This is a genomic window from Streptomyces sp. NPDC088725 (assembly GCF_044751305.1).
In the GTDB taxonomy this organism is placed as follows: Bacteria; Actinomycetota; Actinomycetes; order Streptomycetales; family Streptomycetaceae; genus Streptomyces.
In genome coordinates this window covers 30,820-53,330 of sequence record NZ_JBIVLO010000002.1, presented here as the reverse complement: position 1 = coordinate 53,330, position 22,511 = coordinate 30,820, and the positions used below count along the sequence as shown (strand labels likewise).

The following is a 22,511-nucleotide window of genomic DNA, read 5'->3' as shown; positions in this document are numbered from 1 at the left end:
TTTCGGCCGGTCAACGGGGAGACTGCCCCCGTGACGTCCCGAAAGCCTGATGAGCAATTGGCGCGCAACTCCAGACTCCGACTGGTCCGCTCGCGGCCATTGACCGCGGCGCGCGGCGCCGTGGCCGCGCGCACCAGGCCGGCTCCCCGGCCGCCCGAAGGGACTCCGCCCCCGGCGGAGCTGGCCCGTCAGGCGAGGGCGGTACTCGCCGACGCCGTACGGATCGCCCGCTGGGCGGCCGTCGACCGCGACCCCGGAGCCGGTCCGCTCACCGGCCAGGCCCAGGAGCGCGCCGCGGCCGCCCTGAACCTCGCCCACGACCAGGTCCACGCCAGCTGGGACCGGGCCAGGCTGGCCGGTCTGGTCGAGCTCCACGACGGCGCCGTGCGACCCGGCTGGCGGCTCCAGGCCTGGGACCGCGACGACAGCGCGGTCCTGCGCGGCTGGGTCGCGCTCTTCGACGCCTGGTCGCTCGTGCACCCCGCCCCCGAGGACGTCGAACCGGCCGCCGTCGCCGAGGTCGTCGAGGCCGTGCCCCAGGTGCTCGTCCTCCTCCAGCTCTCGGCCGGACCGGTGACCGCGCCGGCCCTGCTCGACCTCTTGCAGCAGCGCGTCGCCGAACTCCACGAGGAGCGCTGCGAGGTCCCGCTCGACCCCGACGCGACCGGCACCGAGGCGGCGGAGCCGAAGCCCGCCGCACCCGTCGTCCCGCTTCCGCCGCTCCTCGACTGGGCCCTGGAGGGCCTGGCCGCCGTCGGCGCGCTGACCCTGGGCGAGGGACAGGCCACCCTCACCCCGCTCGGCAACTGGGCGGTGTGGGTCAAGCTGGAGCAGATCTGCGTCGCCGCGCAGAGCCCTGCCGGCAACATCGAGCAGTCCGCCGAGCAGATGCTGCGCGGCTGCGCCCGGCTCACCCCGGGACCGGCCCGCGCCGAATACCGCGCCTGGCTCGCCCCCCGTACCGTCGGCAGCGCCATCAGTGAACTGCTGTCCGTCGCACGCGGCGAGGACGCGCTGCTGCGCGGGCTCGCCTTCGAGGCGCTGCGCGTCGTCGGAGCGCCCGCCGAGTCGTCCGTACGGGCGGTGGCCGAGGACGGCTCACTGCGCCCCTACGCGCTGCTCTGGCTCGCGGAGTACGAGGGCGCGGACCCCGAGGACGCGCATGAGGTGCTGACCCGCGAGGAGTCGACCTGGCTCTGGATGGACACCGCAGCCGCCGTCGCCGACCACGGCGAGAGCGACCTGCTGGTACGTCACCTGGACTCCGCGGTGCAGGGCAATGTGCCCACCCTGCTCCGGGAGGTCAGAGCCGTCGGTCACCCGCGTACCGTCCAGGTCCTGGTGGCCCTCGCGGCCGCCCACCCGGACCCGGCCGTCGCCAAGGCCGTGCGCCGGGCCGCGTTCCAGGTGCACACCGGAGCATCCTGACGCCAGGCCCTGCCCCTTGCCCCCGGCCCCTTACCGGGACCGCGCGCCGCGTCCCGGCCGGACCGCCGGGGGCCGCAGGGGGCAGGGCTCCGGCGCCACGTCGACGCCCGCCCGGTGCTCGCGACGGTTTCCGATGTGACGTCCGTCTCCGTCGGGCCGGTCGCGCACCGGCCACCGGTAACCGCCTCGCGCAACGCCGGGCACCGGCCGCCCGCCGTGCGGCCCCGGGAGCGCCCCCGGCCGGGCCGCGCCCGGCGAAAGGCAGGAGCGGGGCCCCGGTAGACTCACCCGCATGGCATTTCTCCTTGTGCATTAGCCGGCGTCGAAGAACTCCTCCGCCTGCCCTTCCGCCGTCCATACCGCCCTGGAGTCTTTCCGTGATCACCGCATCCGGCGTCGAGCTGCGCGCCGGCGCCCGTGTCCTCATCGAGTCCGCCTCGTTCCGTATCGCCAAGGGCGACCGCATCGGTCTCGTCGGCCGTAACGGAGCCGGCAAGACCACGCTCACCAAGTGCCTCGCGGGTGAAGGCATCCCCGCCGCCGGCACGATCACCCACTCGGGTGAGGTCGGTTATCTGCCGCAGGACCCCCGCACCGGCGACCTCGACGTCCTCGCACGCGACCGCATCCTGTCCGCCCGCGACCTCGACTCCGTGCTCAGGAAGATGCGGGAGAACGAGGAGCGGATGTCGAACGGCCAGGGCGCCACCCGCGAGAAGGCGATGCGCAAGTACGAGCGCCTGGAGACGGAATTCCTCACCAAGGGCGGATACGCCGCCGAGGCGGAGGCCGCCACCATCGCCGCCGCGCTCGGTCTGCCCGACCGGGTGCTCGGCCAGCCCCTCCACACTCTCTCCGGTGGTCAGCGCCGCCGGATCGAGCTGGCCCGCATCCTCTTCTCCGACGCCGACACCCTGCTTCTCGACGAGCCCACGAACCACCTCGACGCGGACTCGATCGCCTGGCTGCGCGACTACCTCAAGACCTACCGCGGCGGCTTCATCGTCATCTCCCACGATGTCGAACTGGTCGAGACGGTCGTCAACAAGGTCTTCTACCTGGACGCCAACCGCGCGCAGATCGACGTCTACAACATGGGCTGGAAGCTCTACCAGCAGCAGCGGGAATCCGACGAGAAGCGCCGCAAGCGCGAGCGGGCCAACGCGGAGAAGAAGGCCGCGACCCTGAACTCGCAGGCCGACAAGATGCGCGCCAAGGCGACCAAGACCGTCGCCGCCCAGAACATGGCCCGCCGCGCCGAGCGGCTGCTGTCGGGCCTGGAGCAGGTGCGCCAGGCCGACAAGGTCGCCAAGCTGCGCTTCCCCGAGCCCGCGCCCTGCGGCAAGACCCCGCTCACCGCCGAGGGCCTGTCGAAGTCGTACGGCTCGCTGGAGATCTTCACCGACGTGGACCTCGCGATCGACAAGGGCTCGCGTGTCGTCATCCTCGGCCTCAACGGCGCCGGCAAGACCACCCTGCTGCGCCTGCTCGCCGGGGTGGAGAAGCCGGACACCGGAGAGGTGACCCCCGGCCACGGGCTCAAGCTCGGCTACTACGCCCAGGAGCACGAGACCCTGGACCCGGAGCGCTCCGTCCTGGAGAACATGCGCTCCTCGGCGCCCGACCTCGACCTGGTCGAGGTCCGCAAGACGCTCGGCTCCTTCCTGTTCTCCGGCGACGACGTCGACAAGCCGGCCGGCGTGCTCTCCGGCGGCGAGAAGACCCGTCTGGCCCTCGCCACCCTGGTGGTCTCGGCCGCCAACGTGCTGCTCCTCGACGAACCGACGAACAACCTCGACCCGGCGAGCCGCGCCGAGATCCTCGGCGCGCTGCGCACGTACAAGGGCGCGGTCATTCTCGTCACGCACGACGAGGGCGCGGTCGAGGCGCTGGAGCCGGAGCGCATCATCCTGCTGCCCGACGGCGTCGAGGACCTGTGGGGCGCGGACTACCGCGACCTCGTCTCGCTGGCCTGAGCGACGTCTGTACGGACCTGAGCCACACCCGTACGGACCTGAGCGACATCTGTACGGTGCCGAGCGACGCCCGTACAGGCCCGTACAGACCTGAGCGTGCCCGGGATACGGACCCGCGCCTGCCCGCAGGGGGCCGCGTGGGTCGGTACGGACCCGGCGAGCGCGGTGATCCACTCCCCATGGATCATTCGGCTCAGCGGTGATCCTTCATCTGCGTGAGTGCGTCTCGTACCCCGGCGTGGCGGTCCGCCGATCCCGGTTTCCGCGCACGGCCCGGACCGCCGCGCGGCCGCACGTCGCTGACCTGGCGCTTTGCCCGAATTCTGGATCAAGGGGCGTTGTGCCGGGCTCTGGGATCCGGGCCGCGGGCCCGGTCGGAAAGTTGCCGTGCGGCAAACCTCGTCGCACGGACCTCGCTGAATGGGTGGCCAGGAGGTCGCTTAGGGGTGATCATGGGAATTCCATAGAGGGAACCCATAGCGGGAAACCAGAGCGCACTTCCCACGAGGAGGCACGGGTGGCCGAGACTCTGAAGAAGGGCAGCCGGGTAACCGGCGCCGCGCGCGACAAGCTCGCGGCAGACCTGAAGAAGAAATACGACTCCGGCGCGAGCATCCGGGCGCTGGCCGAAGAGACCGGCCGCTCCTACGGATTCGTCCACCGGATGCTCAGCGAGTCCGGAGTAACGCTGCGGGGACGCGGCGGGGCCACGCGAGGCAAGAAGGCTCCTTCAGCCTGACGGCCGAGCGTGACGCCGTTGCCGGCCGCCGGTTCGGATGGTGGCCACCCGGTCGGTCGCGAGATCGCCCGGGTGGTTACTGTGCAGTCACTTAGCTTCGCAGCTCTGCAACTGCCCGAACCGGAGGCTCCCCATGACGTCGCCTGATTCCGTGCTCGACCCGGCAGCCGGCCCCGTACTCGACAAGGACGGCGTCCGGCTCACCGTCGAGGACGCGATCGCCACGATCACCCTGACCAATCCGGCCAAACGCAACGCCCAGTCTCCCGCCCTGTGGCGGGCCCTGGCCGAAGCGGGCAGTGCCCTGCCCGGCACCGTACGGATCGTCGTGGTCCGCGGCGAGGGCAAGTCCTTCTCCGCCGGGCTCGACCGGCAGGCGTTCACGCCGGAGGGCTTCGAGGGCGAGCCGTCGTTCTCCGACCTCGCGCGAAGCTCCGACGCGGACCTGGACGCGGCCATCGCCGGGTACCAGGACGGCTTCATCTGGCTGCGCCGCAGCGACATCGTGTCGGTCGCGGCCGTCCAGGGCCACGCGATCGGCGCCGGATTCCAGCTCGCTCTGGCCTGCGACCTCCGGGTCGTCACCCCGGACGTGCAGTTCGCCATGCGCGAGACCGGCCTCGGCATCGTGCCCGATCTCGCGGGCAGCCACCCGCTGGTCGGCCTCGTCGGCTACGCGCGGGCCCTGGAGATCTGCGCCACGGGCCGTTTCGTGGGGGCCGAGGAGGCGGAGCGCACCGGACTCGCCAACCTCGTCGTGCCCGCGGAAGACCTGGACGCGGCCGTCGGCGACCTGGCGGCTGCCCTGCTCGCCGCCCCGCGGGACGCGGTGATCGAGACGAAGGCCCTGCTCCGGGGCGCGGCGGACCGCACCTTCGACGAACAGCGCGCGGCCGAGCGCGCGGCCCAGGCCCGCAGGTTCCGGGACCTGGCGGGCATCGGCGACTGACCAAGGTCCGGCCCCGCCCCGAATTCCAGAGCTTCCGCCGCACCTACAGTCCGTCCGGCGCCGCCGCCTCCACCGCCGTGATCACGACGGCCACCGACGGCGTGCCGGGCATCGTGACGGCGACCGCGGCCCGCACCGCCCGCGCCACATCCAGCGGGCGGTGCCCCGGCGCCGTCGCCAGCTCCACCCGGACATGGCCCGGCGTGGTGGTGTGCACCGGCTCGCCCAGCGTGTCCGTCAGATGCGCCACGCCCGGTACGCCCACCACCGCGCGCGCCCCCGGGCCCTCCGGAGAGGCCGCGTGCGGAGAGGCCGCGTGCGGAGAGGCCGCGTGCGGAGAGGCCGCGTCCGCAGAGCCCACATGCCCCTCGTACGGCTCAATGGGCTCCGACGATTCCCGCGCCGCTTCCGGCGCGCCGGCCAGCAAGGCCGTCACCCGCAGATCCACCTGCGCCACCCGCAGCCCGAGCACGGCCTCCGCATGCACGTACAGCGCCGTGCGCAGCCGGTCGGCCACCACCGGCAGCGGCTCGCCGGACACCGCGGCGAATTCCGCCTCGATATGGAGCAGGCCGGGCGGCAGCGCGCTGGGCGGGGACGGCACGGCGGGCTCCTCAGGCGTGTGCGGGCCGCCGGGCCCGATCCGCAGCCGGCCGAGCACGGCGCCCCGCACCCCCGTACCACCGGCGACGTCAGCCATGGCGCGCCGCAGTTCCACCGCGGCCGCCTGTTCGGCGAGCCAGGCGCCGTCGGCCGCTTCGCCCAGCGGCAGCAGCCGTCCGAGGCCGATCCGCTGCCGTACCGAAGCCGTCCATCCGTCGGTGCCCCGCGCAGTCGTCATGACCCCAGCCTGCCGTATCCGTGGCGCGAGTCACTGCAAGCGCACCTAAAGTGATCAAAGCAGTCAACCGCCCGGAAAGGGACGAATGGCGATGACCGAACCCGCAGCGCGCAATCAGTCCGAGTCTCCCGGTGGCCGGCCGTCGGACGACGACGCCCGGAGCCACCTCACGAAGCGGGGCGGCGGCGAACCCGCCTCCCGCGGACGTACCACCATCGCCGACGGAGTGGTCGAGAAGATCGCCGGCCTCGCGGCCCGCGACGTTTTCGGCGTGCACACCATGGGCAGCGGCGTGTCCCGCACCTTCGGCGCCATGCGCGACCGGGTGCCCGGCGGCAACAAGTCCGTCAGCCGGGGTGTGAAGGCAGAGGTCGGAGAGGTGCAGACCGCCATCGACCTGGAGATCGTCGTCGACTACGGCGTGGCGATCGCCGATGTCGCGCGCGACGTACGCGAGAACGTCATCGCGGCGGTCGAGCGGATGACGGGTCTTGAGGTCGTCGAGGTCAATATCGCGGTCAGCGACGTGAAGCTGCCCGACGAGGAAGACGACGACGACTCGGAGTCACGGCTCCAGTAACGGCGGCATCCTACAGAGGAGCGCACGATGAACATGGCCGTGATCGGCCTGCTGGCCGGTATGGCGCTCGGATTCGCCGGATATTTCGGCGGGTTCGGAGCATTTGTCCTGGTGGCCGCGTTGGGAGCGATCGGTTTCATCGTCGGGCGGTTCGCCGACGGCGACCTGGAACCCGGCGACTTCTTCCGCGGCCGCGACCGCCGTGACCGCCGCGACCGCGACGACTGGCGGCGGTGATCCCGGGTGGCCGGAGAGCGGGTGGCGGCTGCCGGACGGGGGTCGACCAGCATCGCCGACCGCGTCGTCGCCAAGATCGCCGCGCAGGCGGCGCGTGAAGCCCTCGGCCACGTACCGGAGGACGGTGAGGCACCGCATGCCATGGTCACGGTGCACCACGACAGCGCGCGGGTGCGGGTCGGTCTCGAACTGGACTACCCCTCCGACATCGGCGCCCAGTGCGGCGCCGTGCGTGGTCAGGTCGCCCGGCGGGTAAAGGCGTTGGCGGGGATGGAGGTGCCCGAGGTGGAGGTGCGGGTCGAAAAGCTCCACTCCGCCCATTCCCGTGACGCGTCCCAGGGGAGGATCCGATGAGTGACGACCGCGTGGCCGAACTGGACCAGTCGGCCTCCGCCGCGCAGTACGAGCCCGGCGCGAGTCCGGCGTCCCGTGAGGGAAGCGGCGGCAGAGCGGGGCGCTTCTGGAGCGCGCGCCGGGTCCCCGCGGCGCTGGTGGCCGCGATCGCGCTGGGCGCGGCCGGGCTGATGCTCTACGACATCGCGGCCGTACGGGCAGGCCGTCCCGCGATGTCCTGGCGCCGCCAACTCGCCGATCAGATGGCCAGCCAGCCGCTGAACGAGACCTGGGTGCTGGTGGCGGCGGGCGTCGCGATGGCCCTCGGCGTGTGGCTGATCCTGCTGGTCCTCACGCCCGGACTGCGGGCGCTGCTGCCGATGCGGCGGGACTTCTCGCACGTACGGGCCGGACTCGACCGCAAGGCGGCGAAACTGACCCTGCGCGACCGGGCGATGGAGGTGTCGGGGGTGCGGTCCGTGAAGGTACGGATGCGCCGCGGGAAGGTCCGCGTGCACGCCCAGTCGCACTTCCGGGACCTCGACGACGTACGCCGGGACCTGGACGGCGCGCTCTCCACCGGGATCACGGAACTGGGCCTGGCGCGGTCACCGGGGCTCTCCGTGCGCGTACGCAGGCCCAAGAAGAAGGGATGACCGGATGATCCGGTTGGTCAACCGCCTGCTGCTCGGCCTCATCGGTCTGGTGTTGCTGTGCGCGGGCGGCATGGTGCTGGCGCAGGGGCTGCACTGGTCCGTGCCGTCCTGGTGGCCGTACAGCGGCCCGCACGACGTCCTGCTGACCCGCGCGAACCGTCAGCACTTCCGGAAGGACGGCTGGTGGTGGCCGGTGGTCATCGCGGCCCTGGCGGTGCTGTTCGTCCTGACCGTGTGGTGGCTGCTGGCCCAGTTCCGCCGCGCCCGGCTGTCGGAGGTGCTGGTGGACAGCGGGGACGGCGAATACGCGCTGTTGCGGGGGCGAGCGCTGGAAAGCGTCCTGGAGAGCGAGGCGGAGTCCCAGAAGGGCGTGTCCCGCGCCCAGGCGGACCTGACCGGCCGCAGGAACGCCCCGGCGGCACGCGTACGCCTGCTCCTGGAACCGCATGTGTCGCCGGAAGACGCCCTGCACCACCTCACCGGCGAGGCACTGGCGCACGCGCGCGACTCGGCGGGCCTCGCCTCGCTGCCGGCGGAGGTCAGGCTGCGGGCGGCGAAGCACTCGGCGGAGCGGGTGACGTAGCGGACGCCCGCCCGTTGTCCGGTCTCGCGGAAAGCCCGGCACGCGACCGCGCGCGAAGCCGGGAAGCTTCGCGCGCGGTCGCGTGGGGCCGGGGGAGAGCTACGGCTCAGACGGCGCTCGGCACCTTGCTCTCCACTCCGGAGCCCTGGCCCGCTGCCTCCCGCTCGGGACCGTTCGTCCGGCGGGTCCCCTTGAGGAGGATGACCAGTCCGGCGGTGACGGCCGTACCCGCCGCGATGGCGACCAGGTAGAGCAGCGGAGCGCCGATCAGCGGGACCACGAAGATGCCGCCGTGCGGGGCCCGGAGGGTGGAGCCGAAGGCCATCGACAGCGCGCCGGTGACCGCGCCTCCCGCCATCGCCGAGGGGATCACCCGCAGCGGGTCCGCCGCGGCGAAGGGGATCGCGCCCTCGGTGATGAAGGACGCGCCGAGCACCCAGGCGGCCTTGCCGTTCTCCCGTTCCGTACGGGTGAACAGCCTGCCCCGTACGGTCGTGGCGAGCGCCATCGCCAGCGGCGGGACCATGCCCGCGGCCATCACGGCGGCCATGACCTTCAGGCTGCCCTCGTTGGGGGTGGCGAGGCCGCCGACCGCGAAGGCGTAGGCCACCTTGTTCAGCGGGCCGCCGAGGTCGAAGCACATCATCAGGCCGAGGACGATGCCGAGGATGATCGCGTTGCTCCCGGAGAGCCCGGACAGCCAGTCGGTCAGGGCCGTCTGGAGGGAGGCGATCGGCTTGCCGACGATCAGGAACATCAGGAAGCCGACCACCGCCGAGGAAATCAGCGGGATCACCACCACCGGCATGATGCCGCGCAAGGTGGGATGCACCTTCACCCGTTGGATGGCCATGACGGTGCCACCGGCTATCAGACCGGCCACCAGACCGCCGAGGAAGCCGGCGTTGACGCTGAGCGCGATCGCGCCGCCGACGAAGCCGGGTACCAGACCCGGGCGGTCGGCCATGCCGTACGCGATGTAGCCCGCGAGGACCGGCACGAGGAAGCTGAACGCGAGGCCGCCGACCTGGAACAGCAGCGCGGCCCAGCTCGTGGAGTCCAGCCAGACGAAGTGCTCGGTGACCGATGGGGCCTTGTCGATCGTGTAGCCGCCGATGGCGAAGCCGAGCGCGATCAGCAGACCGCCGGCCGCGACGAACGGGACCATGTAACTCACGCCGGACATCAGCCACTTGCGCAGCTTGGTGCCGTAGCCGTCCCCGGGGTCGCCCGCGTTGTCGACGGGCGTGGCGGCCGAGGAGCCGGTGGTCTCGCCGCGCTCGGCCTTGCCGCGCGCCTCGGCGATCAGCTCGGCCGGCCGGTTGATGCCCGCCTTCACGCCGACATCGACGGTGGGCTTCCCGGCGAACCGCTCCTTCTCCCGTACGGGCACGTCGTGCGCGAAGATCACCGCGTCGGCGGCGGCGATGACGGAGGCGTCGATCCGGGTGAACCCGGAGGAGCCCTGCGGCTCGACGACGATCTCGACGCCCGCGTCCCGGCCGGCCTGCTCCAGGGACTCGGCCGCCATGTACGTGTGCGCGATGCCGGTGGGGCAGGAGGTGACGGCGACGATCCGGAAGAGGCCGTCCTCCTTCTTCGCGCCGTCCTTCTTTCCGCCGTCCCGGTCCGCGGCGGGCGCTTCGGCGACGGGCGCCGGGCTCTCCTGCGCGGGCGCCGGAGCGCTCTCTTCGCCGCTGACCAGGGACGCGGCCGCCGCGGGCGTCGCCACCGAACGGAGCGCGGAGGTGAAGTTGTCGTCCATCAGCCGACGGGCCAGGGCCGACAGGATCGACAGGTGCGCGTCGTCCGCGCCGGCCGGCGCCGCGATCAGGAAGATCAGGTCGGCCGGGCCGTCCGGGGCGCCGAAGTCGATGCCCCGCGCCGAGCGGCCGAAGGCCAGCGTCGGCTCCGTGACATGGGCGCTGCGGCAGTGCGGAATGCCGATGCCGCCGTCGAGGCCGGTCGGCATCTGCGCCTCGCGCGCGGCCACGTCGGCCAGGAAACCGTCCAGGTCGGTGACGCGGCCGAGGGCCACCATCCGTTCGGCCAGCGACCGGGCCGCTGCCTCTTTCGTCTCGGCGGCCAGGTCGAGGTCGACCAGGTCCGCGGTGATCATGTCGCTCATCGCGGGCTCCCTTGCTCGGATATCGCGCGGGTGGGGATGTGGGTGCGGACCGGTGCCGGTCCGTGGATCGGGGTCGGAAGGTTCATCGGGCGGGCTCCGTGAGGGAACGGTCCAGCGGTACGTCGGACGTCACCGTGACGGCCGACGGGTCCAGGTCCGCCGGCGACGGCATCACGCTGCCCGGCAGCCCTACGGCCGCCGCGCCGTGCGCGACCGCGGCCGCCAGTGCCTTCGGACCTTCGCCGCCCGCCGCCAGGAACCCGGCGAGCGAGGCGTCGCCCGCCCCGACGTTGCTGCGGACGTCGGCGACCACGGCGGAGCCGAAGTAGGTCCCGGCGTCCGAGACGAGCAGCTGGCCGTCCGCGCCGAGGCTGGCGAGCACCGACCTGGCGCCGTACGTCCGCAGCTCCTCCGCCGCCTTGACCGCGTCACCGACCGTCAGCAGAGGGCGGCCGACGGCCTGGGCGAGTTCTTCGGCGTTCGGCTTCACGACGTCCGGCCGCTCCCGGAGCCCGGCGAGCAGCGAGGGCCCCGAGGTGTCCAGTGCGATCCTGGCTCCGGCGCGGTGGGCGTGGGCGACCAGTTCGGCGTACCACTCGGGCGCGAGCCCGCGCGGCAGGCTGCCGCAGCAGGCGATCCAGCCCTCGCCGCCCGGGTGGGCACTGAACTGCGCGCGGATCGTCGTCAGCAGCGACTCGGACTCGGCGGCCGTCAGTTCGGGACCCGGCGAGTTGATCTTCGTCAGCGTGCCGTCGGGTTCGGCGAGCGCGATGTTGGAACGGGTCGTGCCGGAGAGCGCCACGCGGGCGACCTCGATGCCCTGTTCCGCGAGGAGCGCGGCGACGAGGGCCCCCGCCGCTCCTCCGAGCGGCAGTACGGCGACGGTGCTCCGCCCGGCCGCGGCGACCGCGCGCGAGACGTTGACACCCTTGCCGCCGGGATCCACACGTTCGGCGGTGGCGCGCAGCACATCGCCGCGATCGAGGGACGGGACCTCGTACGTGCGGTCGAGGCTGGGATTGGGGGTGACGGTGAGGATCATGAGCGTATCCCCGACGGCTTTCCTGTGCGCATGGCGCTTCTCCTAAACACACAGCACTTCGGCGCCCGCGGCCTCGACCGCGGCTCTGTCCGAAGGGCTGAGCCCGTTGTCGGTGATGACCAGATCGATGTCGGCGAGCGTGCCGAAGCAGGCGAAGTGCTCCTGCCCGTACTTGGCGGAGTCGGCGAGCAGCACCACGCGCCGGGCCGCGCCGACGACGGCACGCTTGACGGCGGCCTCGGCGAGGTCGGGGGTGGTGAGGCCGGCGTCGGGCGAGAAGCCGTTGGTGCCGAGGAAGACGACATCGGCGCGGATCTCGCCGTACGCCCGCAGCGCCCAGGCGTCGACGGCGGCGCGCGTACGGTGCCTGACCCGGCCGCCGACCAGATGCAGGTCTATCCCAGGGTGGTCGGCGAGCCGGGCGGCCGCGGGCAGCGCGTGGGTGACCACGGTCAGCTCGCAGTCCAGCGGAAGGGCGCCCGCGAGCCGGGCGACGGTCGATCCCGCGTCGAGGATCACGCTCCCGTCCGGCGGCAGCTCGGCGAGGGCGGCCTGCGCGATGCGGTCCTTCTCGTCGGCGGCGGTGGACTCACGCTCGGCGAGGTCCGGCTCGAAGTCGAGCCGCCCCGCCGGTATGGCCCCGCCGTGCACCCGGCGCACCAGCCCGGCCCGGTCGAGGGCCTTGAGGTCGCGCCGCACGGTCTCGGGAGTGACCTGGAACTCCTCGGCGAGCGACAGCACGTCGACCCGGCCGCCCTCACGGGCCAGCCGCAGGATCTCCTGCTGACGCTCCGGTGCGTACATCTGTGTTTACGTCCATTTCATGCCCGAACCTGTGGTTTCGCTGAAGGCTACCTGGAGATTTCCAGGAAGTAAACAGACTCGGACTGTGAACGGGCGTGATCGGACAGGAACGGGTGCTTGGCTCGCGCATCAGCGGGGCGTGGGGCGGGAACGGGCGGCGGACCCGGACAGGTTCGGGCATGTGCCGGGCCGCGCGGTCACGCCGGGCTGTCGGGCCGGGCCCGGCATCCGGGCCGAGCCTGGTTGTCTGGGCGGCGGCCGGGAGTGCCGGGCTGTCGGGCTTGAGCCGGGCGTTCGGGCTGAGCCGGGCTGTCTGGGCGTCGGCCGGGCGGTGCTCAGTGTTCGGGCCGCGCCCGGCATCTTGGCCGAGCTGGGTTGTCTGGGCCTCGGCCGGGCGGTACCTGGCATCAGGGCCGCGCCCGGCATCCTGGCTGAGCCGGGTTGTCTGGGCCTCGGCCGGGCGGCGGTGCCGGTCTGTCTGGCCGAGCCTGGAATCCCGGGCCGTGCCTGGTGCCCGGGCCGAGCCCGGCCGTCGGGCCGCGCCTGACAGCCGGGGGCGGCCCGACAGCCTGGCCGCGGCTCAGAAACCGTGCCGCGCTCCGCCGTCCACCGGCACCATCACTCCCGTCAGATACGACGCCGCCGGCGACAGCAGGAACGCGGCAGTCCTCCCGAACTCCTCCGGCGTCCCGTACCTGCGCAGCGGAATCCGTGCCTCCTGCGCCGCCCGCTCGGCCTCCGCGTCGCCCGACAGCGCGTCCAGCTCGCGCACCCGGTCCGTGTCGATACGCGACGGCAGCAGGCCGAACACCCGTATCCCGCGCGGGCCCAGTTCGTTCGCCAGGGACTTCGCGAAGCCCGCGAGCCCCGGGCGCAGTCCGTTGGAGAGGCTGAGGCCCGGGATCGGCTCATGGACCGAGCCGGACAGGACGAAGCCGATGACCCCGCCCTCGCCCAGCTCCGCCGCCGCCGCGCGGGCCAGCCGTACCGCACCGAGGAACACCGTCTCGAACGCCGTCTGCCACTGCTCGTCCGTGGAGTGCGCCGCCTGCCCCGGGGCGGGCCCGCCGACGCTGATCAGTACGCCGTCGAAGCGGCCGAACCGCTCGCGGGCGACGCCGATCAGACGGTCCGCCACCGCCGGATCGGCGTTGTCCGCCGCGACCCCGACAGCTCCCGGCCCCAGCGACGCGGCGGCGTCCCGCACGCCCTTCTCGTCGCGCCCCGAGACGACCACCTTCGCGCCGTCGCCCGCCAGCGCATCCGCCGTGGCCAGTCCAAGGCCCCGGGTGCCACCCGTGACCACGTACACGCGGTCCTTCAGTCCAAGATCCATGCGCCGATTTTCGCAGGTGGGGCCAGGGGCAGGCGGAAGCCGGGGGCCTACCCCGTCGTGTCCAGGGTGTCGGACGAGTCCATCGTCTCCGCCGACTCCGTCGGCTCCGCCAGGTTCTCCCCGTACAGGCCGAGCGCCGTGACGACCAGGCCGATGTGGCTGAACGCCTGCGGGAAGTTGCCGAGTTGGCGCTTCGCCGCCGGGTCGTACTCCTCCGAGAGCAGCCCGACGTCGTTGCGCAGTTCCAGCAGCTGTTCGAACAGTTCCCTGGCCTCGTCCGTACGGCCCGTCGCGTGCAGCGCGTCGGCCAGCCAGAAGGAACAGGCCAGGAACGTCCCTTCGTTGCCCGGGAGGCCGTCCGTCTTCTTGCCCTGCGTGCTGTAGCGGTTCAGAAGCCCCTCGTGGCCCAGCTCCGCACGCACCGCGTCGACCGTGCCCACCACCCGCGGATCGTCCGGCGGCAGGAACCCCACCCGGGGGATCAGCAGCGTCGCCGCGTCCAGCTCCTGGGAGCCGTACGACTGAGTGAAGGTGTTGCGCACCGGGTCGTAGCCCTTCTCGCACACCTCCTTGTGGACTTCGTCGCGCATGGCACGCCACCGCGACACGTCCCCGTTCAGCGACGGATGCGCCTCCAGCGTCCGAACGGCACGGTCGGCGGCGACCCACGCCATGACCTTGGAGTGCACGAAGTGCCTGCGCGGGCCGCGCACTTCCCACAGCCCCTCGTCCGGCTCGCGCCACTTCGACTCCAGGAAGCCGAGCAGAGTGAGCTGGAGGTTCCAGGCGTGCGGCTTGGACGCGAGTCCCGCGTTCATCGCCACATGCAGCGAGTCGATGACCTCCCCGTACACATCGAGCTGGAGCTGACTGACCGCGTCGTTGCCGATGCGGACAGGGGCGGAATTCGCGTAACCCTTCAGCCAGGGAAGCTCGTACTCGGGCAGCCGCCGCTCGCCGCCGAGCCCGTACATGATCTGAAGATCCGCGGGGTCGCCCGCCACGGCCCGCAGCAGCCAGTCGCGCCACGCCGCCGCCTCCTGGAGATAGCCGGCCGAAACCAGCGCGCCCAGCGCCAGAGTGGAGTCACGCAGCCAGCAGTAGCGGTAGTCCCAGTTGCGCACGCCGCCCAGCTCCTCGGGCAGCGAGGTCGTGGGCGCGGCGACGATACCGCCCGTCGGGGCGTAGGTGAGCGCCTTGAGCGTGATGAGGGAGCGCATGACGGCCGCGCGGTGGGGGCCCTGGTACCGGCAGTGCACGGCCCACTTCTCCCAGTCCTCCAGGCTGTTCGCCAGCTCCTCGTACGGGTCGACCAGCGGCGGGCGCGGCTCGTGCGAGGGGTGCCACGTGAGAACGAACGCGACCTTCTCGCCCTCGCTGACGGTGAACGACGAGATGGTGCTGTACTGCTGCCCCCACGTCTTGACCTTCGGCTCGCTGCGCAGCCAGACGGAGTCCGGCCCCGCGACCGCCACCCGGTGGCCGTCGGAACGCCGCATCCAGGGCACGATCGAACCGAAGTCGAAGCGCAGCCGCAGCGTGGCGCTCATCTCCACGGAACCGCTGACGCACTCCACGATCCGCACGATGTCGGGGGCCACATCGCGCTGCGGCATGAAGTCGGTGACTCTGACGGTGCCGGTGCGGGTCTCCCAGACGGATTCGAGCACCAGGGACTCACCCACGTAGCTGCGGCTCGTGCAGTTGCCCGCGCCCTTGGGAGCGATGCGCCAGTGGCCGTTGTCCTCGTCGCCGAGCAGCGCGGCGAAGCAGGCCGCAGAGTCGAAACGAGGAAGGCACAGCCAGTCGATGGAGCCGTTTATGCCGACCAGGGCAGCGGTCTGGAGATCGCCGATGAGTGCGTAGTCCTCAATGCGTTGTGTCACGCCTGAGCCTGTTCCCGCAGTACGGGGCGGTTAAGCAGCCGGTTGAGCTGTGACGGGCTCGTGCGCGGGCGTGTCCTGCCCGGCGGCGGCCAGACGGTCGCGCTTCTCACGGCGTACGAGAATCACCCAGCCGACGGGTACCCCGCCCACGAACAGCCACCACTGGACGGCGTACGCCATGTGCGGGCCGATCGAGCTGTGCTCGGGATCCTGGATCTGCTCGGGACTGCCGCCGGCCGGTACGGGCCCGGTCTGGGCGATGTAGCCGCCGAGGACCGCGCGGCCGAGGGACTTCGCCTGCTGTTCGCCGCTGATCAGCATGACCTGGCGCGGCGGGAGCCCGCTCACGTCCTTGATACCGCTGGCGGCCGTCGTCTCGTCCGCCTGGAGGAGGCCGGTGACGGTGACGTCGCCGCGCGGGGCCGCCGGGATCGGCGGGAAGGCGTGCTGGTCGCCGTCGGCGGGGATCCAGCCGCGGTTGACGATGACCGCGGTGCCGTCCTTCAGGACGAGCGGGATGAGGACGTGGTAGCCGACCTTGCCGTCGTTGGACGTCCTGCGGCGTACGACGACCTCGTGCGCGGTGTCGAACCGGCCGGTGGCGGTGACCTGGCGCCAGTAGTCCGCCTTCGGGACGGTGTGGCCAGGCGCGGTCAGCTCGGTGACCGGGACCGGCTTCGCCTTGAGGTTGTCCGCGATCAGCGTGTTCTGGGCGACCTTGGCCTGGTGGCGGTGGAGCTGCCAGAAACCCAGCTTGATCATCGTGGGGATGAGCAGGAGGGCGAGAAGGGTGAGGATCACCCACTGCCGGGACAACAGGAAGCGGTACACGCCATCGACGTTACTCGGCGGGGAACGGCAGCCGGACGCCGGGTGGCCCGGCGCGGCCATTTCCGCCTTGTCATCTTGTCGCGGGCTTTGTCCCCGGGGTGTCCTGGGTGGTCCCGGGGACCGCGCCCGCGTCTCGGGCCCCGCTGTTTCAGGCCTTGTCGTCTGAGGCCCCGCTGTCTCAGGCCCCGCTGTCTCAGGCCCCGCTGTCTCAGGTCTCGCTGTCTCAGGCTTCGTCGAGGGTGGGGGCGGAGATCTGCACGGGTGAGGGGCCCGGCGCGGGCACCGGGGGAGGCGGCGGTGTGGGTTCCTGCGGGGCCGCCTGTGCCGGGACGGCAGCCTTCGGAGTCTTCGAAGCCGAGGCGGAGGCCGGGGCCGGGGCCACGTCCCGCAACAGCTGGGTGAACGCCGCCTCGTCGATCACAGGCGTGCCGAACGACGCGGCCTTGACGGTCTTGGACGTCGAGGACCCCGGATCGTTGGTCACCAGCAGACTCGTCAGCCGCGACACGCTGGTCGCCACATGCAGCCCCGCCTCCGCGACCCGGTCCTCCAGCAGCTCGCGGTCGACGGAGGTGTCCCCCGAGAACGCCACCCGCATCCCCTGCGTCAGCTGCCCGCCCGGAACGTACCGCCCCGGGTTCGGATACGGGCAGGCCGGCCGCTTGCGCGAGGGCCGCCAACTGCCCTGCTGCCGGTGCGACGGCTGATAGCCGGTCCGGGGCCGCGCGGGGGCGTCGGACCATTCGGTGAGCGGCCGGCATTCGAGCAGCGGCAGCCGTACGCCGTCCCGGGCGGCGGCGTGCAGACTCGGCCGGAAGGCCTCGGCGAGCACGCGCGCGTCATCGAGCGCGTGGTGCGCGCGCTGCTGTACGACACCGAAATGCGCGGCCAGCGACTCCAGCTTGTGGTTGGGCAGCGGCAGGCCCAACTCCTTCGAGAGCGCGATCGTGCACAGCCGCTGCCGGGTCGGCGCGGTGCGCTCGGCGCGCGCGTACTCGCGGGCGATCATCTGCCAGTCGAAGATCGCGTTGTGCGCGACGAGCACCCGGCCCTCGAGCCGCTCCGCCAGTTCGCCGGCGATCTCCGTGAACAGCGGGGCGCCCTCCAGGACATCGGTCGTCAGCCCATGGATCCACACGGGGCCCGGATCGCGCTCCGGGTTGACCAGCGTGTACCAGTGGTCCTCGACATTGCCTCTGGAGTCCAGGCGGTAAACGGCAGCGGACACTATCCGGTCGTCGCGGGCGAGTCCGGTGGTCTCGACGTCGACCACCGCGTACCCCCCGGGGTACGCGGTCGGCCACGTCACTGCAGTCGTATGGTCGTCGAGCATGGTCACAGAGAATACGGGCCACGACTGACAACGGCGCCGCCCGGTGTCATCCGGAGCGGGCGCCACGTCAATTGCGGGTCGCTGTGGGCACGGTGGCGGCGCCGGTGAGACGCTGCCCCGGTGACTGACACCACCGGCGTCCCCGCCCACGAGGAGCCGCACGGCCCCTCCCTCGGCCCCCGCCTCAACTGGCTGCGCGCCGCGGTCCTCGGCGCCAACGACGGCATCGTCTCCACGGCCGGCCTCGTCGTCGGCGTCGCGGGCGCCACGGACTCCCGCGCGGCCCTGATCACGGCGGGCCTCGCGGGACTGCTGGCCGGCTCGATGTCCATGGCGGCGGGCGAGTACGTGTCGGTCTCCACCCAACGGGACTCGCAGAAAGCGGCACTGGCCCTGGAGCGCCGCGAACTGCGCGAGCAGCCGCAGGCCGAACTCGCCGAACTCACCAACCTCCTGGCGGAGCGCGGCCTCTCACCGGACGTGGCCCGCGAAGCGGCGGAACAGCTCACGGCCCGCGACGCCCTGCGCGCCCACGCGAGCGAGGAACTGGGCATCGACCCCGACGCACTCACCAACCCCTGGCACGCGGCGGCCGCGAGCTTCCTGGCCTTCACGGCGGGCGCGCTGCTGCCCCTCCTGGCGATCGTGCTGCCGCCGCTGTCCCTGCGGCTGTGGGTGACGGTCCTCGCCGTCCTGGCGACCCTGTCGGTGACGGGCTGGTGGAGCGCCAGGCTCGGAGCGGCGCCGGTGGGGCGGGCATTGGCACGCAATGTCGGCGGGGGAGCGATCGCGATGGCGGTGACGTACGGAGCGGGGGCTCTCCTGGGGGCGGCGGGGGTGTGACGACGTTCCTGGCTGTACCCGCACGATACGGCTGGGAACGGACACTTCGTCGCCGCGTCCGGTGACCCCGGCCGGTGAATACGCCGGTGAACCGGCACTCATGCTTGTCGGTAACAACCCCTGGCCGCACCCGCGAACCGGCCCCTACCGTGCTCGCATGGAGCCGAATCTGCCCGATGTCGTGCTGTGGTCGATACCCGCCTTCGTCCTGCTCACCGTGGTCGAGCTGGTGAGTTACCGGTTCCATCCCGACGACGACGCGTCCGGCTACGACTCCAGGGACGCCGCCACCAGCGTCACCATGGGCCTCGGCAGTCTGGTCTTCGACTTCTTCTGGAAGCTGCCGATCCTCGCCATTTACACCGCTGTTCACGCCCTGACCCCGCTGCGGGTGCCCGTGCTCTGGTGGACGGTTCCGCTGATGCTGCTCGCGCAGGACTTCTTCTACTACTGGTCCCACCGCGGCCATCACGTCGTACGGATCCTCTGGGCCTGTCATGTGGTCCACCACTCCAGCCGCAGGTTCAACTTCACGACCGCGCTCCGCCAGCCCTGGACCTCGCTCACCGTCTGGCCTTTCTACGTCCCGCTCATCGTGTGCGGTGTGCATCCCGCCGCTCTCGCGTTCTGCTCGTCGGCCAACCTCGTGTATCAGTTCTGGGTGCACACCGAGCGCATAGGCAAGCTGCCGGGGCCGGTTGAGTATCTCTTCAACACGCCCTCGCACCACCGCGTCCACCACGCCTCCCAAGGCGGCTACCTGGACAGGAACTTCGGCGGGATCCTGATCGTCTGGGACCGCCTGTTCGGCTCCTGGGTGCCCGAGACCGACCGCCCCGTCTACGGCCTCACCAAGAACATCGGAACCTACAACCCCCTGCGGGTCGCCACCCACGAGTACGCCGCGATCGCCCGCGACCTGCGGGCCGCGCACACCTGGCGGGAACGCGCGGGACGCGTGCTGGGCGGGCCCGGATGGCAGCCGCGGTGACCCACCGTCCCGCACCGGCCGCACCGGGTGGTGAACGGTCGCGGGGACGCGGACTCCGGGCGTAGCGTTGACAGGTACGAGACCAGTGCGAGACCGGAACTGCTGAACTACCGGCTGACCAGCGAGGACATGAAGTATGCGCGCCACCGTCATCCACGCCCCGTACGACATCCGAGTGGAAGAGGTACCGGACCCGATCATCCGGCAGCCCACCGATGTACTCGTGCGGGTGTTGCGCTCCTGCATCTGCGGCAGTGATCTCTGGCCCTACCGGGGTGAGGTCGCCAGGAAGCCGGAGCCCGGTGCCCGCATCGGGCACGAGTTCCTCGGTGTGGTCACGGACGCGGGCTCCGAGGTGACCGGCTTCGCGGCCGGGGATCTCGTCGTCGCGCCCTTCCTGTGGTCCGACGGTGTCTGCGACTTCTGCCAGGAGGGCCTGCAGACGTCCTGTGTGCGCGGTGGCGGCTGGGGCAGTCCCGAGGTGGACGGCGGGCAGGGCGAGGCCGTACGGGTGCCCTTCGCGGACGGCACGCTCGTCAAGCTCCCGGCCGAAGCGGCCTCGGACGACCGGCTGTTGACCGCGCTGCTGTCCCTCTCCGACGTCATGGGCACCGGCCACCACGCGGCGGTCGGCGCCGGTGTGCGGCCCGGCAGCACGGTCGCCGTCGTCGGCGACGGCGCGGTCGGGCTCTGCGGTGTGCTGGCCGCCCGCAGGCTCGGCGCAGAGCGGATCATCATGCTCGGCCGGCACCGGGCCCGCACCGACATCGCCACGTCCTTCGGTGCCACCGACATCGTCGCCGAACGCGGTGACGCGGCCGTCGCGGCCGTACGGGAACTGACGGGCGGGCAGGGCGCGCACGCGGTGATCGAGGCGGTCGGCACCGAACAGTCGATGACCACGGCCCTCGGCATCGCCCGCGCCGGTGGCGCGATCGGCTACGTGGGAGCGCCGCACGGCAGTGGTGACGGGGTGAACCTGCGCACCATGTTCGACGCGAACATCGCTCTGCGCGGCGGGGTCGCGCCGGTCCGCGCCTACATACCGGAGCTGCTTCCCGACGTGCTGGACGGCACGATCGACCCCTCGCCGGTCTTCGACCTGACGGTCGGCCTCGACGAAGTACCCGGTGGTTACAAGGCGATGAACGACCGCGCCGCGCTGAAGGTGCTCATCAAGCCGTGATCCTGGCCCGGTGAACGCACGGTGGGCCGCCCCCGAAGTCCGAAGGGGGCGGCCCACCGCGCGCTCGTGGTGTTACGTGCTCACCGTTACTTGCTCACCGCGTCCAGCGCGTCGACCAGACCGGCGCCGTAGAAGCCGTTGTAGAGCTTGGCGCCCTTGCACACCGCGTCCACCGCGCCGTCACTGTCGATGTCGTACGGGTTGCCGCAGGCCGTCCCGTCCGCCTCGGCCGCGAGCAGCGCCTTGACGATCAGCGGCGAGGCGTGCGGATGCCTCGACTTGATCAGTGCCGCGACACCCGCGACATGCGGGGAAGCCATCGACGTACCCGCCATGTAGCCCCAGGAACCGCCCGGCAGCGGGCCGAGGATCTGTCCGTTGTTCGCGGGGGCCTGCGGGGCCTGGTACGCGGTGCTGTCGCCGCCCGGGGCCGCCACATCGATCACACCGAGACCGTAGTTGGAGAACGAGGACTTCAACCCCCTGGCACCGGTGGCCGCGACGGTGACCACACCGGGCAACTCGGTCGGAATGTCGAAGCACTTGGACGTGTCGATGTCACGTCCCGCCGGAGTGGTGTCGTTGGGGCTCGACGTGTCGGTGAGTGAGCGCGCCGCGAGGTCGTAGCCCTCGTTGCCGGCCGCCGCCACGTTGACGGTGCCCTTCTTCTCCGCGTACCCGGTCGCCCGGGTGACCGCGTCGACCAGCGCCTTCTGGTCCGGGTCGTCCGTGCAGTTGAAGTACCAGGGGTCGGTGTAATAGCTGTTGTTGGTCACGTCGACGCCGTGCTCGGCCGCCCACACGAATCCGCAGACGACCGCTTCGGTGTAGAAGAACCCGTCCGTCGTACCGACCTTGATGCCGGACACCTTCACGCCCGGCGCCACGCCGGTGATGCCGACCCCGTTCTTCGCCCCCGCGATCTCGCCCGCGACATGCGTGCCGTGCGGGCTTTCCTCGGAGGTCGGACGCCACGCGCCGTCCGTCGTGTCGGGCTTGCCGCTCACGCAGTTGACGGAGGCGGCGCGGTCGAAGTTCGGCGCGATGTCCGGGTGGGTGTCGTCCACACCCGTGTCGATGACGGCCACTGTCACATCGCGGCTGCCGAGCGACTTCTTGTGCGCCTTGTCCGCCTTGATGGCGGGCAGGTCCCACTGCAGGGGTTCCAGCGGATCCTGGCCGTCGGCCTGCTTCTTCGCCGCCGCCGCCAGCTCTCCGGCGGTGAGCGCCTTCGGCTTCCCCTCGTCGGCCGTGGACTGGGTGGGGAGCGGCGCGGTACGCGTCGCGCCCGCCGAGTCGACGCCCCTGACCTTACGGACCGTCGTGCCGAAGGCGGGATTCCTCGACGAGACGACGGTGACGCCTATCTGGTCGTACGCGGTCACCACCGTGCCGCCGGCGTCGGCGATCGCCTTGCGCACCGAAGCGGGCGCCGGGTGGCCCACCTTCGTGTTGACGACGTACGACAGCGCCGGGCCGTCCGCCGGGACCGCGGCGGGAGCGGTACCACCACCCGGAGCGGCCGCGGCCGTCCCGGACGGCAGGAAACCGAGCGAGACGGTGAGCGCCAGACCTACGGGCAGCGCCAGGACGCGCCGCCGTCTGGATCGCAGATGAGCCATGGGTTCTCCACATCATCCGGGTGGGCCGCTCCAGCGCGGGCGCGCGTGGACGGGTACATGACGAGCGAAGTTATCCCCGAACACACCTGCGGATCAATCATTTCCGGAAGAAAGTCACCTGCGTTGAACCGCTTCGCCTCTCCTTCCGTGCCGTTGTCAGAGGGTGAGCAACGTCACCCCGTACGAG

21 protein-coding genes are annotated in these 22,511 nt (G+C 71.8%); 12 read left to right on the top strand and 9 right to left on the bottom strand.

Annotation, left to right across the window (positions count from 1 at the left end; genetic code table 11):
* The first annotated feature begins 30 nt into the window (after nt 1–30).
* From ACIP6N_RS04140 to ACIP6N_RS04125, 4 genes are all read left to right on the top strand, one after another.
* A complete protein-coding gene (locus ACIP6N_RS04140) occupies nt 31–1,428 on the top strand; it encodes a hypothetical protein (RefSeq protein ID WP_401812733.1) in 1,398 nt (465 codons plus the stop codon).
* A 377-nt stretch (nt 1,429–1,805) separates the two neighbouring features.
* Nucleotides 1,806–3,404 carry an ABC-F family ATP-binding cassette domain-containing protein gene (locus tag ACIP6N_RS04135; RefSeq protein ID WP_401812731.1) on the top strand — a complete coding sequence of 533 codons (1,599 nt, stop codon included), beginning with the start codon at nt 1,806–1,808 and terminating at the stop codon, nt 3,402–3,404.
* Nucleotides 3,405–3,921: 517 nt separating this feature from the next.
* The gene (locus ACIP6N_RS04130) at nt 3,922–4,143 is read left to right on the top strand and encodes a helix-turn-helix domain-containing protein (RefSeq protein ID WP_043439149.1); all 222 of its coding nucleotides are present in this window, start codon (nt 3,922–3,924) and stop codon (nt 4,141–4,143) included.
* 133 nt (nt 4,144–4,276) lie between these two features.
* On the top strand, nt 4,277–5,092 hold the full coding sequence (locus tag ACIP6N_RS04125; protein WP_401812730.1) for an enoyl-CoA hydratase/isomerase family protein: 816 nt from the start codon (nt 4,277–4,279) through the stop codon (nt 5,090–5,092).
* Nucleotides 5,093–5,135: 43 nt separating this feature from the next.
* On the opposite strand, the gene ACIP6N_RS04120 is transcribed toward ACIP6N_RS04125, so the two are convergent.
* Complete coding sequence (locus ACIP6N_RS04120; RefSeq protein ID WP_401812728.1) at nt 5,136–5,933, bottom strand: hypothetical protein; 798 nt, start codon at nt 5,931–5,933, stop codon at nt 5,136–5,138.
* Between the two features lie 91 nt (nt 5,934–6,024).
* On the opposite strand from ACIP6N_RS04120, the gene ACIP6N_RS04115 reads away from it, so the two are divergent.
* The 5 genes from ACIP6N_RS04115 to amaP are packed head-to-tail and all read left to right on the top strand — an operon-like array spanning nt 6,025 to nt 8,322.
* Nucleotides 6,025–6,513 carry an Asp23/Gls24 family envelope stress response protein gene (locus tag ACIP6N_RS04115; protein ID WP_401812726.1) on the top strand — a complete coding sequence of 163 codons (489 nt, stop codon included), beginning with the start codon at nt 6,025–6,027 and terminating at the stop codon, nt 6,511–6,513.
* Between the two features lie 27 nt (nt 6,514–6,540).
* Nucleotides 6,541–6,750, top strand: a complete 210-nt coding sequence (locus tag ACIP6N_RS04110; protein ID WP_401812724.1) for a hypothetical protein — start codon at nt 6,541–6,543, stop codon at nt 6,748–6,750.
* Between the two features lie 21 nt (nt 6,751–6,771).
* A complete protein-coding gene (locus ACIP6N_RS04105) occupies nt 6,772–7,104 on the top strand; it encodes a hypothetical protein (protein ID WP_401812723.1) in 333 nt (110 codons plus the stop codon).
* Complete coding sequence (locus tag ACIP6N_RS04100; protein WP_401812722.1) at nt 7,101–7,739, top strand: DUF6286 domain-containing protein; 639 nt, start codon at nt 7,101–7,103, stop codon at nt 7,737–7,739. The genes ACIP6N_RS04105 and ACIP6N_RS04100 overlap by 4 nt, the downstream gene beginning before the upstream one ends.
* Before the next feature lie 4 nt (nt 7,740–7,743).
* The gene (gene amaP, locus ACIP6N_RS04095) at nt 7,744–8,322 is read left to right on the top strand and encodes an alkaline shock response membrane anchor protein AmaP (RefSeq protein WP_401812720.1); all 579 of its coding nucleotides are present in this window, start codon (nt 7,744–7,746) and stop codon (nt 8,320–8,322) included.
* 106 nt (nt 8,323–8,428) lie between these two features.
* Here the strand turns inward: amaP and ACIP6N_RS04090 are convergent, their stop codons facing one another.
* The 7 genes from ACIP6N_RS04090 to ACIP6N_RS04060 all read right to left on the bottom strand — a co-directional run bounded on the left by ACIP6N_RS04090 (nt 8,429) and on the right by ACIP6N_RS04060 (nt 17,688).
* Complete coding sequence (locus ACIP6N_RS04090) at nt 8,429–10,450, bottom strand: fructose-specific PTS transporter subunit EIIC (protein WP_401812719.1); 2,022 nt, start codon at nt 10,448–10,450, stop codon at nt 8,429–8,431.
* An 82-nt stretch (nt 10,451–10,532) separates the two neighbouring features.
* Entirely contained in the window at nt 10,533–11,492 is a 960-nt protein-coding gene (gene pfkB, locus ACIP6N_RS04085; protein WP_401812718.1) for a 1-phosphofructokinase, read from the bottom strand.
* A gap of 42 nt (nt 11,493–11,534) precedes the next feature.
* Complete coding sequence (locus ACIP6N_RS04080) at nt 11,535–12,296, bottom strand: DeoR/GlpR family DNA-binding transcription regulator (protein ID WP_401812716.1); 762 nt, start codon at nt 12,294–12,296, stop codon at nt 11,535–11,537.
* A gap of 580 nt (nt 12,297–12,876) precedes the next feature.
* Nucleotides 12,877–13,632: an SDR family oxidoreductase gene (locus tag ACIP6N_RS04075; protein WP_401812714.1), complete on the bottom strand. Its 756-nt coding sequence runs from the start codon at nt 13,630–13,632 to the stop codon at nt 12,877–12,879.
* 47 nt (nt 13,633–13,679) lie between these two features.
* Nucleotides 13,680–15,518: a glycoside hydrolase family 15 protein gene (locus ACIP6N_RS04070; RefSeq protein ID WP_401812713.1), complete on the bottom strand. Its 1,839-nt coding sequence runs from the start codon at nt 15,516–15,518 to the stop codon at nt 13,680–13,682.
* Between the two features lie 30 nt (nt 15,519–15,548).
* Entirely contained in the window at nt 15,549–16,349 is an 801-nt protein-coding gene (locus tag ACIP6N_RS04065) for an SURF1 family protein (protein ID WP_401812712.1), read from the bottom strand.
* A gap of 223 nt (nt 16,350–16,572) precedes the next feature.
* The gene (locus ACIP6N_RS04060; protein ID WP_401812711.1) at nt 16,573–17,688 is read right to left on the bottom strand and encodes a DEDDh family exonuclease; all 1,116 of its coding nucleotides are present in this window, start codon (nt 17,686–17,688) and stop codon (nt 16,573–16,575) included.
* 114 nt (nt 17,689–17,802) lie between these two features.
* Between ACIP6N_RS04060 and ACIP6N_RS04055 the strand changes: the two genes are divergently transcribed.
* From ACIP6N_RS04055 to ACIP6N_RS04045, 3 genes are all read left to right on the top strand, one after another.
* Complete coding sequence (locus ACIP6N_RS04055) at nt 17,803–18,525, top strand: VIT family protein (RefSeq protein WP_401812710.1); 723 nt, start codon at nt 17,803–17,805, stop codon at nt 18,523–18,525.
* Between the two features lie 157 nt (nt 18,526–18,682).
* Nucleotides 18,683–19,516: a sterol desaturase family protein gene (locus ACIP6N_RS04050; RefSeq protein ID WP_401812709.1), complete on the top strand. Its 834-nt coding sequence runs from the start codon at nt 18,683–18,685 to the stop codon at nt 19,514–19,516.
* Between the two features lie 136 nt (nt 19,517–19,652).
* Nucleotides 19,653–20,702, top strand: a complete 1,050-nt coding sequence (locus tag ACIP6N_RS04045) for a zinc-dependent alcohol dehydrogenase family protein (RefSeq protein ID WP_401812707.1) — start codon at nt 19,653–19,655, stop codon at nt 20,700–20,702.
* An 86-nt stretch (nt 20,703–20,788) separates the two neighbouring features.
* Here the strand turns inward: ACIP6N_RS04045 and ACIP6N_RS04040 are convergent, their stop codons facing one another.
* Nucleotides 20,789–22,324, bottom strand: a complete 1,536-nt coding sequence (locus ACIP6N_RS04040) for a S8 family serine peptidase (protein ID WP_401812705.1) — start codon at nt 22,322–22,324, stop codon at nt 20,789–20,791.
* Nucleotides 22,325–22,511: the final 187 nt, after the last annotated feature.